Source organism: Streptomyces sp. NPDC052225 (assembly GCF_040679615.1).
GTDB lineage: Bacteria > Actinomycetota > Actinomycetes > Streptomycetales > Streptomycetaceae > Streptomyces.
In genome coordinates this window covers 98,340-113,284 of sequence record NZ_JBFAVD010000012.1, presented here as the reverse complement: position 1 = coordinate 113,284, position 14,945 = coordinate 98,340, and the positions used below count along the sequence as shown (strand labels likewise).

Annotated in this window: 14 protein-coding genes; 9 read left to right on the top strand and 5 right to left on the bottom strand. The window is 69.5% G+C overall.

Going from position 1 to position 14,945, the window contains the following annotated elements:
* Positions 1–68 precede the first annotated feature (68 nt).
* Complete coding sequence (gene aceE, locus AB0L37_RS19455) at positions 69–2,801, bottom strand: pyruvate dehydrogenase (acetyl-transferring), homodimeric type (protein WP_365506494.1); 2,733 nt, start codon at positions 2,799–2,801, stop codon at positions 69–71.
* Between the two features lie 431 nt (positions 2,802–3,232).
* Here aceE and AB0L37_RS19450 point away from each other — a divergent pair, with 431 nt between their 5' ends.
* The 6 genes from AB0L37_RS19450 to AB0L37_RS19425 all read left to right on the top strand — a co-directional run bounded on the left by AB0L37_RS19450 (position 3,233) and on the right by AB0L37_RS19425 (position 7,756).
* A complete protein-coding gene (locus tag AB0L37_RS19450; protein ID WP_338696130.1) occupies positions 3,233–3,664 on the top strand; it encodes a DUF3052 domain-containing protein in 432 nt (143 codons plus the stop codon).
* Positions 3,665–3,831: 167 nt separating this feature from the next.
* A complete protein-coding gene (locus AB0L37_RS19445) occupies positions 3,832–4,290 on the top strand; it encodes a peroxiredoxin (protein ID WP_365506491.1) in 459 nt (152 codons plus the stop codon).
* A 117-nt stretch (positions 4,291–4,407) separates the two neighbouring features.
* A complete protein-coding gene (locus AB0L37_RS19440; RefSeq protein WP_338696128.1) occupies positions 4,408–4,983 on the top strand; it encodes a TerD family protein in 576 nt (191 codons plus the stop codon).
* A gap of 104 nt (positions 4,984–5,087) precedes the next feature.
* On the top strand, positions 5,088–5,663 hold the full coding sequence (locus AB0L37_RS19435; protein WP_338696127.1) for a TerD family protein: 576 nt from the start codon (positions 5,088–5,090) through the stop codon (positions 5,661–5,663).
* A gap of 81 nt (positions 5,664–5,744) precedes the next feature.
* Positions 5,745–6,890 carry a DUF475 domain-containing protein gene (locus tag AB0L37_RS19430; protein WP_365506487.1) on the top strand — a complete coding sequence of 382 codons (1,146 nt, stop codon included), beginning with the start codon at positions 5,745–5,747 and terminating at the stop codon, positions 6,888–6,890.
* 119 nt (positions 6,891–7,009) lie between these two features.
* Positions 7,010–7,756, top strand: coding sequence for a Tellurium resistance (locus tag AB0L37_RS19425; protein WP_365506484.1), 747 nt, complete (start codon positions 7,010–7,012; stop codon positions 7,754–7,756).
* Positions 7,757–7,766: 10 nt separating this feature from the next.
* On the opposite strand, the gene AB0L37_RS19420 is transcribed toward AB0L37_RS19425, so the two are convergent.
* The gene (locus tag AB0L37_RS19420; RefSeq protein ID WP_365506481.1) at positions 7,767–8,561 is read right to left on the bottom strand and encodes a TerD family protein; all 795 of its coding nucleotides are present in this window, start codon (positions 8,559–8,561) and stop codon (positions 7,767–7,769) included.
* 198 nt (positions 8,562–8,759) lie between these two features.
* Here AB0L37_RS19420 and AB0L37_RS19415 point away from each other — a divergent pair, with 198 nt between their 5' ends.
* From AB0L37_RS19415 to AB0L37_RS19405, 3 genes are all read left to right on the top strand, one after another.
* Complete coding sequence (locus tag AB0L37_RS19415) at positions 8,760–9,929, top strand: HpcH/HpaI aldolase/citrate lyase family protein (protein ID WP_365506478.1); 1,170 nt, start codon at positions 8,760–8,762, stop codon at positions 9,927–9,929.
* A gap of 22 nt (positions 9,930–9,951) precedes the next feature.
* Positions 9,952–12,366, top strand: coding sequence for a phosphoribosyltransferase (locus tag AB0L37_RS19410; protein ID WP_365506816.1), 2,415 nt, complete (start codon positions 9,952–9,954; stop codon positions 12,364–12,366).
* Between the two features lie 107 nt (positions 12,367–12,473).
* Entirely contained in the window at positions 12,474–13,205 is a 732-nt protein-coding gene (locus AB0L37_RS19405) for an HAD family hydrolase (protein WP_365506813.1), read from the top strand.
* 197 nt (positions 13,206–13,402) lie between these two features.
* On the opposite strand, the gene AB0L37_RS19400 is transcribed toward AB0L37_RS19405, so the two are convergent.
* Genes AB0L37_RS19400 through AB0L37_RS19390 form a run of 3 tightly spaced genes read right to left on the bottom strand, consistent with a single transcriptional unit; the run spans position 13,403 to position 14,896 of the window.
* On the bottom strand, positions 13,403–13,621 hold the full coding sequence (locus AB0L37_RS19400) for a zinc ribbon domain-containing protein (protein ID WP_365506476.1): 219 nt from the start codon (positions 13,619–13,621) through the stop codon (positions 13,403–13,405).
* Positions 13,622–13,630: 9 nt separating this feature from the next.
* Entirely contained in the window at positions 13,631–14,341 is a 711-nt protein-coding gene (locus AB0L37_RS19395; RefSeq protein WP_365506473.1) for an FCD domain-containing protein, read from the bottom strand.
* A 48-nt stretch (positions 14,342–14,389) separates the two neighbouring features.
* Positions 14,390–14,896, bottom strand: coding sequence for a DUF4383 domain-containing protein (locus AB0L37_RS19390; protein ID WP_365506471.1), 507 nt, complete (start codon positions 14,894–14,896; stop codon positions 14,390–14,392).
* Positions 14,897–14,945: the final 49 nt, after the last annotated feature.

Genomic DNA, 14,945 nt, shown 5'->3' with positions numbered 1-14,945 from the left:
AAGCCGCAGGGTGGCGGGACCACCGGTCCCGCCACCCTGCGACAAAGCACCTGCTGAGCAGAGTGCTGCTACGCGTCACCGCCGGCCGCGCCCGGGTCGGCGGCCGTGACGTCGAGCAGCTGGTAGCGGTCGATCGCCTGCTTCAGGACCGAGCGGTCGACCTTGCCCTCGCGGGCGAGCTCCGTGAGCACCGCGACCACGATCGACTGGGCGTCGATGTGGAAGAAGCGACGCGCGGCGCCCCGCGTGTCCGCGAAGCCGAAACCGTCCGCACCCAGCGACTGGTACGTGCCGGGCACCCAGCGGGAGATCTGGTCGGGCACCGACCGCATCCAGTCGGACACCGCGATGAACGGACCCTGCGCGCCGGACAGCTTCTGCGTCACGTAGGGCGTGCGCTGCTCCTCCTCCGGGTGCAGCAGATTGTGGCGCTCCACGTCCACCGCCTCGCGGCGCAGTTCGTTCCACGAGGTCGCCGACCAGACGTCGGCGCGCACGTTCCACTCCTGCGCGAGGATCTGCTGTGCCTCGATCGCCCACGGGACGCCCACACCCGAGGCCAGGATCTGGGCCGGGATCGCGCCCGAAGTCCCGGTGCTGACGCGGTGGATGCCCTTGAGGATGCCCTCGACGTCGACGTCGGCCGGCTCCGCGGGGTGCTGGATCGGCTCGTTGTAGACGGTCAGGTAGTAGAAGACGTCCTCGCTGTCCGGGCCGTACATCCGGCGCAGACCGTCCTTGACGATATGGGCGATCTCGTAGCCGTACGCGGGGTCGTAGGACACGGCGGCCGGGTTGGTCGAGGCCAGCAGCTGGGAGTGACCGTCGGCGTGCTGGAGGCCCTCGCCGGTCAGGGTCGTGCGGCCCGCGGTCGCACCGAGGACGAAACCGCGCGACAGCTGGTCGGCCATCTGCCAGAACTGGTCGCCCGTGCGCTGGAAGCCGAACATCGAGTAGAAGACGTAGACCGGGATCAGCGGTTCGCCGTGGGTCGCGTAGGCCGAGCCGGCGGCGATCAGCGAAGCCGTGCAGCCCGCCTCGGAGATGCCGTCGTGCAGCATCTGTCCGGTCGGGGACTCCTTGTAGGCGAGCAGGAGTTCACGGTCCACGGACTCGTACTGCTGGCCGAGCGGGTTGTAGATCTTCGCGCTCGGGAAGAAGGAGTCCATGCCGAAGGTGCGGTACTCGTCGGGCGCGATCAGGACGAAGCGCCGGCCGATCTCCTTGTCCCGCATGAGGTCCTTGAGCAGGCGGACGAAGGCCATGGTCGTGGCGATCGACTGCTGACCCGAGCCCTTCTTCACGCTCGCGTACGTCTTGTCGTCCGGAAGCTGAAGCGGCTTCGACCGCACGACCCGGGTCGGGACATACCCGCCCAGCGCCTTGCGGCGGTCGTGCATGTACTGGATCTCCTCCGAGTCGCGGCCGGGGTGGTAGTACGGCGGAGCGCCGGACTCCAGCTGCGCGTCGGTGATCGGGATGTGCAGCCGGTCGCGGAAGCCCTTGAGGTCGTCGACCGTCAGCTTCTTCATCTGGTGCGTGGCGTTGCGGCCCTCGAAGTTCGGGCCGAGGGTCCAGCCCTTGACCGTCTGCGCCAGGATGACCGTCGGCTGGCCCTTGTGTTCCTTGGCGGCGGTGAACGCGGCGAAGATCTTCTTGTGGTCGTGACCGCCGCGGCCCAGGTGCAGGATCTGGTCGTCGGTCATGTTCTCGACCATGGCCCGCAGCCGGTGGTCGTCGCCGAAGAAGTGGTCGCGGATGTACGAGCCGGGCTCGGTCGCGTAGGTCTGGAACTGGCCGTCGGGGGTGGTGTTGAGCTTGTTGACCAGGACGCCGTCGCGGTCCTGGGCGAGCAGCGGGTCCCAACTGCGGTCCCAGACCAGCTTGATGACGTTCCACCCGGCGCCGCGGAACTGGGACTCCAGCTCCTGGATGATCTTCCCGTTGCCGCGGACCGGGCCGTCGAGGCGCTGCAGGTTGCAGTTGACGACGAAGGTGAGGTTGTCGAGGCCCTCGCGGGCGGCGATGGAGAGCTGGCCGAGGGACTCGGGCTCGTCCATCTCGCCGTCGCCGAGGAAGGCCCACACGTGCGACTTGGAGGTGTCGGCGATGCCGCGGGCCTCCATGTAGCGGTTCATCCGGGCCTGGAAGATGGCGCCGAGGGGGCCGAGGCCCATGGAGACGGTGGGGAACTCCCAGAAGTCCGGCATGAGGCGCGGATGCGGGTACGAGGAAAGGCCGTTGGGCGCCTTCGACTTCTCCTGGCGGAAGGCGTCCAGCTGGTCCTCGGTGAGGCGGTCCAGGAGATAGGCGCGGGCGTAGATGCCCGGCGAGGCGTGGCCCTGGAAGAAGATCTGGTCGCCGCCGTCGCCCTCGTCCTTGCCGCGGAAGAAGTGGTTGAAGCCCACGTCGTACAGGGACGCCGAGGAGGCGAAGGTCGCGATGTGGCCGCCGACGCCGATGCCGGGGCGCTGGGCGCGCGACACCATCACCGCGGCGTTCCACCGCGTGGCGTTGAGGACCTTGCGCTCGATCTCCTCGTTGCCGGGGAAGAACGGTTCGTCCTTGGTGGCGATCGTGTTGATGTAGTCCGTGCTGCGCATCTCGGGCACGGCCACGCGCTTCTCACGGGCCCGCTCGATCAGTCGGAGCATCAGGTAGCGGGCCCGCTCGCGGCCGCGTTCGTCGACTGCGGCGTCAAGGGAGTCGAGCCACTCCTGGGTCTCTTCGGGATCGAAGTCCGGGACCTGGCTGGGAAGACCGCCAATGATGATCGGGTTGCGATCGGATCCGGAAGCCACGCTGTTCCTTCACTGTCGGTGATGCCACTGTTCCACTGTCGGGTACGCCGTTGTCCATCGTGTACCTCGAAATCGGAATCGTCATCTCTACCGAGAGGTAAACCGAAGGTGGGGCGTGCGCGCCGGGAGCGGGTGCGAACAAATCGCAACGATACGCCCAACTCGTTCATCTGTTCCTTGGGGCCGTTCGGCCCTGGTCACCCTGGGTGGTCAGGGAGTGCGGGCAAACCCGGCAGAATGCTGTGGCGTACATCACCGACCTGCGGGAATCCTTGACAGGGGTTGCGGTGACACGGCCCGGAACGTCACCGTTTCGGCGGTCTCGGCGGCCGGGTACTTGCGCGATCCGTCGCGCACGTGTGGACTACGGCCAACGCTTCGCGCGTGCGCGACGCTGAGACAACTTCGTAAACATGATCAGGAGGCAATCCGTGAGCGCGACCGCGGACCACGCGGAGACGAACCTTGCCGTAAGGCTGGGTTTCCAGACCGACATGGTGGTCCAGGAGATCGGCTACGACGAGGACGTCGATCAGGAGCTCCGTGAGGTCATTGAGACCGCCATCGGCGCCGAGCTCGTCGACGAGGACTATGACGACGTGGCTGATGCCGTGGTGCTCTGGTTCCGTGAGGACGACGGGGACCTTACTGATGCGCTGGTGGACACCACCACGTACATCGAAGAGGGCGGTTACATCCTGCTCCTGACGCCGAAGACCGGGCGCGACGGGTACGTCGAGCCCAGCGAGATCGGGGAGGCCGCCACCACCGCCGGCCTCTCGCAGACCAAGGGCGTCAGCGTGGGCAAGGACTGGACCGGGAGCAGGCTGGTGACGCCGAAGACGGCGGCGAAGAAGCGGTAGCAGCCGTCCCGGTGAACCGGGAACCGAAGTGATGAGGCCCCTGTGGGCGCGCTCGGGCGCGCCCCGGGGGCCTTCGCGTGCCCGCACCGGCACCTGCGCACGGGCCGACAGGCCCCGCCAACTAGGCTGAAGCCACCCGAACAGCCCCATCGAAGGGAAGCTTCACCATGGCGATCGAGGTCGGCACCAAGGCTCCGGAGTTCGAGCTCAGGAATCAGCACGGCGAGACCGTGAAGCTCTCGGACTTCCGTGGCGAGAAGAACGTGGTGCTGCTCTTCTACCCGTTCGCTTTCACCGGGGTGTGCACCGGCGAGCTCTGCGCGCTGCGCGACGAGCTGCCGAAGTTCGTCAACGACGACGTGCAGCTGCTCGCCGTCTCGAACGACTCCCCGTTCTCGCTGCGCGTCTTCGCCGAGCAGGAGGGCCTCGAGTACCCGCTGCTGAGCGACTTCTGGCCGCACGGCGAGGCCTCGCGCGCCTACGGCGTCTTCGACGAGGAGAAGGGGTGCGCGGTGCGCGGCACCTTCATCATCGACAAGGAGGGCGTCGTCCGCTGGACGGTCGTCAACGCCCTGCCGGACGCCCGCGACCTGAACGAGTACATCAAGGCGATCGACACCCTGTAGGTCGACACCCTGTAAGAAGCCTCGCCGGGGGCGGGAACCCGTCACTAGGATCCAGACGTTGATCCGATGCCAGACGCACTACGGGGCTCCCCGCCCCTCAAGACCAAGGGAGGACTCGTGGGAGTCAGCCTCAGCAAGGGCGGCAACGTATCGCTGAGCAAGGAGGCCCCGGGCCTCACGGCGGTCGTCGTGGGCCTGGGTTGGGACGTTCGTACCACCACCGGTACGGACTTCGACCTCGATGCCAGCGCCATCCTCACGAACGCCGAGGGCAAGGTCCGCAACGACCAGGACTTCGTGTTCTTCAACAACCTGAAGAGCGCGGACGGCTCGGTCGAGCACACCGGTGACAACACCACCGGTGAGGGCGAGGGCGACGACGAGCAGGTCAAGGTCAACCTCGCGACGGTTCCGGCCGACGTCGACAAGATCGTGTTCCCGGTCTCGATCTACGACGCCGAGAACCGCCAGCAGTCCTTCGGCCAGGTGCGCAACGCGTTCATCCGCGTCGTGAACCAGACGGGCGGCGCGGAGATCGCCCGTTACGACCTGTCCGAGGACGCCTCCACCGAGACCGCCATGGTCTTCGGTGAGCTGTACCGGAACGGGGCGGAGTGGAAGTTCCGCGCCGTCGGCCAGGGCTACGCCTCGGGTCTGCGCGGCATCGCGCAGGACTTCGGCGTCAACGTCTGAGCCGAAGCGCACCACCACGCTCAACCGTCCGGCGCCGCACTGCTCCAGTGCGGCGCCGGACGCGCTCGACACCGCAACGCCTTACACCGGGGAGGACCAGGATCATGGGCGTCACGCTCGCCAAGGGAGGCAATGTCTCCCTCTCCAAGGCCGCACCGAACCTCACGCAGATTCTTGTCGGGCTCGGCTGGGACGCGCGCTCCACCACCGGCGCCGACTTCGACCTGGACGCCAGTGCGCTGCTGTGCAGCGGCGGCCGGGTCATGGGCGACGAGTGGTTCATCTTCTACAACCAGCTCAAGAGCCCCGACGGATCGGTCGAGCACACCGGGGACAACCTCACGGGTGAGGGCGAGGGCGACGACGAGTCGATCCTGATCGACCTCTCCAAGGTGCCGGCCACCTGCGACAAGATCATCTTCCCCGTCTCGATCCACGACGCGGACAACCGGGGGCAGACCTTCGGCCAGGTCAGCAACGCGTTCATCCGGGTCGTGAACCAGGCGGACGGCCAGGAGCTCGCGCGCTACGACCTCTCCGAGGACGCCTCCACCGAGACCGCGATGATCTTCGGCGAGGTCTACCGGTACGGCGGGGAGTGGAAGTTCCGTGCGGTCGGCCAGGGGTACGCGTCCGGACTTCGGGGCATCGCTCTAGACTTCGGAGTCAACGTTTCATAAAGCGTTCCTAAAGCCGTGCGCGGAGCGGGGGAGCCCCGTACAACCAGCACGGGGAAACCCGTACACACGATGGGGTAGTCAGTGGTTCTGAAAACCTTCGGCTGGTCGTTCGCGATCACCGTGCTCGGTTTGATCGCGGCGGTCTTCTACGGCGGGTGGGAAGCCTTCGGTGTGGTCGCGATCCTCGCGATCATGGAGATCTCGCTGTCGTTCGACAACGCGGTGGTCAACGCCGGGATCCTGAAGAAGATGAATGCCTTCTGGCAGAAGATCTTCCTCACGGTCGGTGTCCTGATCGCCGTCTTCGGCATGCGGCTGGTCTTCCCGGTCGTGATCGTCGCGATCAGCGCCAAGATGGGCCCGGTCGAGGCCGTCGACCTGGCGTTCAACCAGCCCGACCGCTACCAGCAGCTGGTCACGGACGCGCACCCGTCCATCGCCGCCTTCGGTGGCATGTTCCTGCTGATGATCTTCCTCGACTTCGTCTTCGAGGAGCGCGACATCCAGTGGCTGCGCTGGATCGAGCGGCCGCTCGCCAAGCTCGGCAAGGTCGACATGCTGTCGGTCTGCGTCGCCCTGATCGCGCTGCTCGTCGCCTCCATGACGGTCGCCGTCCACGCCCACCAGCACGGCGGCGTGCACGTCGACAAGCAGGCCACCGTGCTGCTCGCCGGTGTCGCGGGTCTGATCACGTACCTCGTCGTCAACGGACTCTCCAGCTTCTTCGAGAACCGTCTCGAAGAGGAGGAGGAGCGCGAGCACGAGGCCGAGGAGCAGGCCAAGCGCGAGGGCAAGCCGCAGTCGGCGGTCCTGATGGCCGGCAAGGCCGCGTTCTTCATGTTCCTCTACCTCGAGGTCCTGGACGCGTCGTTCTCCTTCGACGGCGTCATCGGCGCCTTCGCGATCACGAACGACATCGTCATGATGGCGCTCGGCCTCGGTATCGGTGCCATGTACGTCCGTTCGCTCACGGTCTACCTGGTCCGCCAGGGCACCCTGGACGACTACGTGTACCTGGAGCACGGCGCGCACTACGCGATCGGCGCGCTGGCCGTGATCCTCCTGGTCACCATCCAGTACGAGATCAACGAGATCATCACGGGCCTCATCGGCGTCGTCCTGATCGGCTGGTCCTTCCTCTCCTCGGTCCGCCGCAACAAGGCGCTCGAGGCCGCGGAGGGAAAAGCGGGGAGCTCGGACAAGGCTGAGGTGTCGTCCGGGGTTTGACCCCGGGGGCATTTCTGGAACGCTCTGAACGGGGCGGCCGTACGAGGACGAGTCCTCCACGGCCGCCCCGTCGGCATGTACGCACGCATGCGGGGACGGGCACGGCACTTGGGGGCGGAATGTCCTTCTGGGACAGGCTTTGGCGCGGCAACTCCGCGCAGTTCGAGTTCGATTCGGGTACGGCGGCGACCAACACCATCGAGCTGACCAAGCGGCACCCGGTCGTCTCGCTCTCCAAGCAGGGCGCGGCCACCGGCAATCTGCGGGTCAACCTCTCCTGGCGGATGCGGACCTCGGACATCGGGGGGCCGAAGAAGAACAGCCTGCTGCGGCACCCGTTCAGCATGTTCAAGCCCGACGTCGTCCAGGCGCACACCCAGTCCATGGTCAACGTCGACCTGGACCTCGGCTGCCTGTACGAGCTGGTCGACGGGGAGAAGGGGGTCGTCCAGCCGCTCGGCAGTCTCTTCGGCGCGCTCAACGGGCCGCCGTACGTGAAGCTCAGCGGGGACGACCGGTTCGGCTCGGCGTCCGGTGAGACGATCTACGTCAATCTCGATCACCGCGATGCCATCAAGCGACTGCTGGTCTTCGTCTACATCTACGACCAGACGCCGGCGTTCGACCGTACGCACGCGGTCGTGACGCTGTACCCGAGCAACGGCCCGCGGATCGAGATCCACCTCGACGAGCGCGCGCCGCAGGCCCGCTCGTGCGCGGTCGTCTCCATCGAGAACGTCAAGGGGGACCTCGTCGTGCGGCGCGAGGTGAAGTTCGTGTACGGGTTCCAGGCCGAGCTCGACCGCCTGTACGGGTGGGGGTTGCAGTGGGGCCGCGGCTACAAGTCGAAGGTGGCGGGCCGCTGACCCCGGGCCCTCACCGGCCGATGAACTGCGGCCCCTGCGGCGGGAGCCGGAAGCCCGGGTCGGGCGCGGCCGTCGCCGCCACCGGCTGCGGATAGCCGTACGCGGGCTGCGAGGGCGGTGCCGGCTGGGTGGCGGGGGGCGGCGGGTAGCCGTAGCCCGGGGGCTGCTGGGGCGGCAGCGGGAAGGACGGGGCGGCGGGCTGCTGAGCGGGCGCGGGAGCGGGCTCGGCCGGGGCCGGCGCGGGGGCCGGCTCGGCGGACTCGTCGACCGAGATGCCGAAGTCCGTGGCGAGCCCCACCAGGCCGTTCGAGTAGCCCTCGCCGACCGCGCGCAGCCGCCAGCCCTCGCCGCGCCGGTACAGCTCGCCGCAGATCAGCGCGGTCTCGGCGCCGGTCTCCGGCTTGATGTCGAAGTGCGCGATCGGTTCCGAGCCGTCCGAGGCGGCGTCGTAGAGGAACATGCGCAGCGCCGGAACGTTCTCGAACGTGACGTCGTCGGGGTCGGTGGAGGCGACCATGAGCACCCGGGAGACCTCGGGCGCGATGTTGGAGAGGTCGGCCTGGACGGTGTCGGTCAGGCCCTCGGCCACCCGCTTCTTGCCGAGCCGCCAGACCTTGCCCGACGGGTGCCGGGGCTGGTTGTAGAAGACGAAGTCCTCGTCGGAGCGGACCCGGCCGTCCGGGCCGAGCAGGAGCGCCGAGGCGTCCACGTCCGGCACGCCCTGCCCCGGGGACCAGCGGAGCACGGCGCGCACCGCCGTGGCGTCGAGCGGGACGTTCGCCCCCTTGAGCATCGCGTGCGTCATGCGGTCATCCTGCCTTCCTGCTCATGGCCCGGACAACGTGGGGTACCCAGATCCTCGGCCTCGCGCGGGGCCGGAATGCACCGTACGACATGCATGGGTTACCAGAATTTCATTGCAGCCGGGAACTCTTGACACAGGTTTGTACGTACTATTACCGGCCACCTCATATCGAACGGCCAGGCACCTCGGGGGAGACTTATGCGTCATTTCGGGCACATTGCCCCTGCTGTGCGGGAACGCCTGTTCCATCGGGAGCCGGCGGCCTTCACGGCCGACTCCGCGCCCCGCATGCTCGCCGCGGCGCTCGGCGCCACGCTCTACAGCCCGGCCACCCGCCCGCGCCTCGCCGACGACGTCCTCAAGCAGGCCGGCCGAGGCGTCGTCTCCATGGTCCTGTGCCTGGAGGACTCGATCGACGACGCGGAGGTCGCCGGGGCCGAGGACAACCTGGTCCGGCAGTTCACCGACCTCCACGGCAGAGCCGGGGCCGAGCCGCCCCTGCTGTTCATCCGGGTCCGCACGCCCGAGCAGATCACCGCTCTCGTCCGCCGCCTCGGCCCCGCCGTCGAGCTGCTGTCCGGATTCGTACTGCCGAAGTTCACCGAGGAGCGGGGCGTTCCGTTCCTGGAGGCCCTGACCGCCGCCGAGGCGGCCACCGGGCGGCGGCTTTTCGTCATGCCGGTCCTGGAGTCGCCCGAGCTGCTCCACCTGGAGACGCGCGGCGAGACCCTCGCCGGGATATCCCGCACCGTCGACAAGTACCGCGACCGCGTCCTCGCGCTGCGCCTCGGCGTCACCGACTTCTGCTCCGCGTACGGGCTGCGCAGGCCGCCGGACATGACGGCGTACGACGTCCAGATCGTGGCCTCCGTCATCGGCGACGTGGTCAATCACCTGGGAAGGGCCGACGGCACCGGCTTTACGGTGACCGGACCTGTCTGGGAGTACTTTCGTCACCAGGAGCGGATGTTCAAGCCGCAGCTGCGCCGCAGCCCCTTCCTGGAAGAGGGGGCCGAGCCGCTGCGGCAGGCGCTCATCGAGCACGATCTGGACGGCCTGCTGCGCGAGATCGAGCTGGACCGGGCCAACGGGCTGCTGGGCAAGACCTGTATCCACCCCTCGCACGTGCTGCCCGTGCACGCGCTGTCCGTGGTCAGCCACGAGGAGTACGGCGACGCCCAGGACATCCTGCGTCCCGAGCGGGGCGGAGGCGGGGTCCTCAGGTCCGCGTACACGAACAAGATGAACGAGGTGAAGCCGCACCGCGCCTGGGCGGAGCGGACGCTTCAGCGCGCCGAGGCGTTCGGCGTGGCCCGCGAGGACGTCGGCTTCGTGGAGCTGTTGACGGCCGGACTGCCCGGTGCGTGAGGACGAGAGGGACACACAGGACGTGGAGTGGTCGGGTACGTGGGTCGCCGAGCGGCTCGGGGTCGAGCTGACCGGGGACCGGGAGCTGACCGGGCTGCTCGGGCTCGCGCTGCGGCGCAACCCCAAGCGCGCGCATCTGCTCGTGTCGAACGTGCTGGGCAAGCACGTGCCGCAGCGCCCCTCGGTGGTCTGGCGCTCCGGTCATGAACTGGGCGTACGGGTACGGGAATTGCTCGGTGACGAGGCGGTGCGGCGCGCGGTCGTGCTCGGGTACGCCGAGACCGCGACCGGCCTCGGCCACTCCGTCGCGGACGGCATCGCGCTCGCCCCGTACCTGCACTCCACGCGCCGCCCCGTCGAGGGCGTGGCCACCGCGGGCGGCTTCGAGGAGTCGCACTCGCACGCGACCTCCCACCTGCTGCTCCCCGAGGACCCCCGGCTCCTCGCGGGGGACGGCCCGTTGGTCCTCGTCGACGACGAGTTCTCCACGGGGAACACGGTCCTGAACACCATCCGCGCGCTGCACGAGCGGTACCCGCGCGACCACTACGTCATCGTCGCGCTCGTCGACATGCGCTCGCCCGGCGACCAGGGCCGGCTCGACGCGTTCGCCCGGGAGATCGGCGCGCGCGTCGACCTCGTCGTCACCGCGCGCGGCTCGGTCCGGCTGCCCGACGGTGTCCTGGCCAAGGGGCAGGCGCTGGTCGCCGCCCACGAGGGCGCCGCGGAGCCCGCACTCCGGGGCGAGCGCGGCGAGATCGTGCGGGTCGACGGGCTCGGCTGGCCCGGCGGGGTGCCGGACGGCGGACGGCACGGGTTCACGCCGCGCCACCGTGCTGAGCTTGAGGCGGCGCTGCCCGGCATGGCCGCGCGCATCGCCCCGCACCTCGGCGCGGGGCGCGTACTCGTCCTGGGCAACGAGGAGTTGATGTACGCGCCGCTGCGCCTCGCCACCGCACTGGAGGACAGGGGCGTCGACGTCGCGTACTCCACCACCACCCGATCGCCCGTCCTCGCCGTCGACGACCCCGGCTACGCGATACGCAGCCGCCTCGTCTTCCCCGCGCACGACACACCGGCCGACGGGCCGGGCGAGCGGTACGCGTACAACGTGGCGGGCGGCGGCTTCGACACGGCCGTCGTCGTCCTCGACTCGGTCGGCGACACGCCCGAACTCGCCGCGCCCGGCGGACTGTTGGACCGGGTCGCCGAGCATGTGCGGCGTGTGGTCGTGGTCGTCGTTCCGTCGTACGTCCCTGAAGAGAGGCCGTCCATGCCGTTGCCCGAGCCGCTGCGCGGCCCCGACTTCTCCTCGTACGCGCCCGACGAGGTCGGCTGGCTGCTCCAGGACCTCTCGGACGTACGGCTTGAGGCGCCGACCGAGGAGCGCGAGGAGGCCGTGCAGAGCGGCGGCGCGCACTATGCCGAGTCGCTGCCCGTGGAGTACCAACCCACCGCGCAGTACCAGGAGTTGTTCCACGCGGCGCTCGACGCGTCGGCCGCGCGGATCGCGCACGCGGTGGGCGTCGTGACGGAGACCGTGCTCGCCGAGCGCTCGCCGCGCCCCGTCCTCGTGTCGCTCGCGCGGGCCGGGACGCCCGTCGGCGTGCTGATGCGGCGCTGGGCGCAGGCGCGGCACGGGATCGAGCTGCCGCACTACGCCGTGTCGATCGTGCGCGGGCGCGGTATCGACGCGAACGCGCTGCGCTGGCTCGCCGCACACCACGTCCCGACGGACGTCGTGTTCGTCGACGGGTGGACCGGCAAGGGCGCCATCACGCGTGAACTCGCCGCCGCGATAGATGAGTTCGAGGCGGCGGGCGGTCCTTCCGGCTTCGACCCGGAGATCGCGGTGCTCGCCGACCCCGGGTCGTGCGTGCGCACGTACGGGACGCGCGAGGACTTCCTCATACCCTCCGCCTGCCTCAACTCGACGGTGTCCGGGCTGATTTCGCGCACCGTGCTCCGCGCCGACCTGGTCGGGCCCGGGGACTACCACGGCGCCAAGTTCTACCGGGAGCTGGCCGGTTCGGATGTGTCGGGGCGCTTCCTCGACGTGGTGCAGGAGCGGTTCGCCGAGGTCGGTGAGGCGGTCGACGCCGCGGTGAAGGAGCTGCTCGGCGCGGACCGCACGCCCACGTGGGAGGGCTGGGCCGCCGTCGAGCGGATCAGCGAGGAGTACGGCATCCACGACGTGAACCTGGTGAAGCCCGGCGTCGGCGAGACGACCCGGGTGCTGCTGCGGCGCGTGCCGTGGAAGATCCTCGCGCGGGCCGGCGCCGGTGCCGATCTTGAGCATGTGCGGCTGCTCGCCGAGCAGCGGGGCGTGCCGGTCGAGGAGGTCGCCGAACTCCCTTACACCTGCGTGGGGTTGATCCATCCGCGGTTCACTCGCGGGGCCACGGGCGCGGACGGCAAGGCGGTGGTGGGTAAGTGACCAGAGCCTCTGAACGTCGCTCCGGCGCCGGTGCCGGTTCTCCTGCCGTCGTTGCCAGTGATCTTGACCGGACGCTCATCTACTCCGCCGGCGCGCTCGGCCTGACCATGCCGGACGCCGAGGCGCCGCGGCTGCTCTGCGTCGAGGTGTACCAGAGCAAGCCGCTGTCGTACGTCACCGAGGACGCGGCCGCGCTGTTGGTGGAGCTCGGGCGGCGTGCGGTGTTCGTCCCCACGACGACGCGGACGCGGGAGCAGTACGGGCGGGTGCGGTTGCCCGGGCCCGCGCCCGCGTACGCGATCTGCGCCAACGGCGGGCATCTGCTGGTCGACGGGGTGTCGGATCCGCAGTGGCGGGCCGCGGTGGGCGCTCGGCTCGATGCCGAGTGTGCGCCGCTCGCGGAGGTCCGGGAGCGGATGGTGCGGTCCGCTGATCCGGCGTGGCTGCTGAAGGAGCGGGTCGCCGAGGATCTGTTCGCGTATCTCGTCGTCGAGCGGGCGCTGCTGCCTGAGGGGTGGGTCAAGGAGCTTGCGGCGTGGGCCGACGGGGTCGGGTGGACCGTGTCGCTTCAGGGGCGGAAGGTGTATGCCGTGCCGAAGCCGTTGACCAAGGGGGCGGCGGTGGAGGAAGTCGCGCGGCGGGTCGGGGCCGGGCAGGTGCTGAGTGCCGGGGACTCTCTGCTCGACGCGGATCTGCTGGAGGTGGCGGATCGGGGGTGGCGGCCCGGGCATGGGGAGTTGGCCGAGGCGGGGTGGGTCGCGCCTGGGGTGACTGTGCTTGCGGAGCGGGGGGTGTTGGCGGGGGAGGCGGTTCTGCGGGGGTTCTTGGGGGCGGTGTGACGTGGGGCGGGGCGGGGCTGGTGTGCGGCGGGGCCGGGCTGCGGTGCCGGGCCCTGTCGGAGCGCTCGCCCCGCGCCGGGGGCCGCCTTGCCCACCCTGCCGCCCTTGGCGGCAGATTGCCCAAGGCGGCGGGGGCTTGCCCAAGGCGGCGGGCGGATTGCCCGAGACGGCGGGGGCTTGCCCAAGGCGGCGGGGGGCTAGCTGCAGCAGCCGCCTCCGCAGCAGCCGCCGCCACCGCCCGCGGGTGCGGGGCGGGACGACGGGGCGGCTACGCCTGACACCGCTACCGTCGACAGGAGTTTCACCGTGTCCGGGTGGCCGGTGGGGCAGGTGGCCGGGGCGGCGGACTCGGCCATGGGGCGGGACAGTTCGAACGTGTCGCCGCAGGTGCGGCAGCGGTATTCGTAGCGAGGCATGCGCCAAGATTACGGGTCGTCCCGCTGGGAGACGTCCAGAAGTTCCAGCATCGCCGTGTACGCGCCGTCCGCGTCTCGTTCCCGTACGCACGCCGCGACTTCCGTGTGCGCGGGGAGCGGCGAATGGTGCGGGCCCGCGTGCACCTTCCGGTTGCGGGCGGTGAGCGCCGGGATGATCACCCGGGCCAGGTGGGCGAAGAACCGGTTGCCGGATGCGGCGAGCAGGGTCGTGTGGAACGCGGCGTCGGCGCGCGCGGCCAGCGCCGGATCGGGGTCCGGGGTCTGCTGAGCCGCCGCCATCACCGTCAACGCCTGGTCGAGCGCGGACAGATCGTCCGCCGACCGGTGCTGCGCGGCGAGCGCGGCGGCCGACGGTTCCACGGCCCGGCGTAACTCGTGCAGATCGGAGATGAACCCGTCGGGCCACGGCGTCGCCCCCGAGGTCAGCAGCCAGCGCAGGACGTCGCTGTCGAGCAGGTTCCACTCCGGCTGCGGCCGCACCACACCCGCCGTGGTCACCAGCCCCTTCGAGGCGAGTGCGTGCAGCGCGCCGCCGATCACCGGCTCGGCGGCCCCCAACTGTGCGGTCAGTACGGCGAGTTGGAGCTGCGTCCCGATGGCGTACGTGCCGTCGGCGATGCCGCGCGCCAGAACCTCGACCGCGGTGCGGTGCGCGTCGCGCCCGGCGCGCGCATGCGGCACCGGCGGTGAGCTGGTCATGCCGAGCAGGCTCGCATGCCCGGCTGTGCAATATCAATCGCCTTCCCGTCAGCCGGAACGGGGATGGCGCGCCCGCCAGTACGGGTTGTCGTGCGGCAGGGTGCCGCTGACCCGTCCGTACATGCCGAAGAACATCAGCATCAGCCCGACGACAAAGCTGAACAGGACGTTCTGGATGCGGAAGGCGAGGACGTTGTAGCGGGTGTCGAGGAGGGCCAGGTTCACGAAGCCGCTGAGGATGAACAGGACGCCGAGGGTCATGTTCAGCGTCGACGCGAAGTTGCCGCCGATGATCATGCCGACGAACAGCAGCAGCCCGACACAGATCGACAGGACGCTGAGCGCCCCGTTGGTGTTGAGGCCCGCGACCCGGTCGCCGCCGGTGTCGAAGAAGCCGATCTTGTCGATGAGCCCGAGGATGCCGAAGGTGAGCAGGACCAGACCCATCACGCCGGCGCCGATGCGGTAGACCCTGATGAGGCTGTGGTCGACGGGCAGATGGTCGTCGAGCCTGACGCGCCGCCCTGATCCGGGGTGGAGGACATGCGTGGCCATGGTCGCCTCGCCTCCTTGCGTACGTACCTCGCGTACGTACGTCGATGTA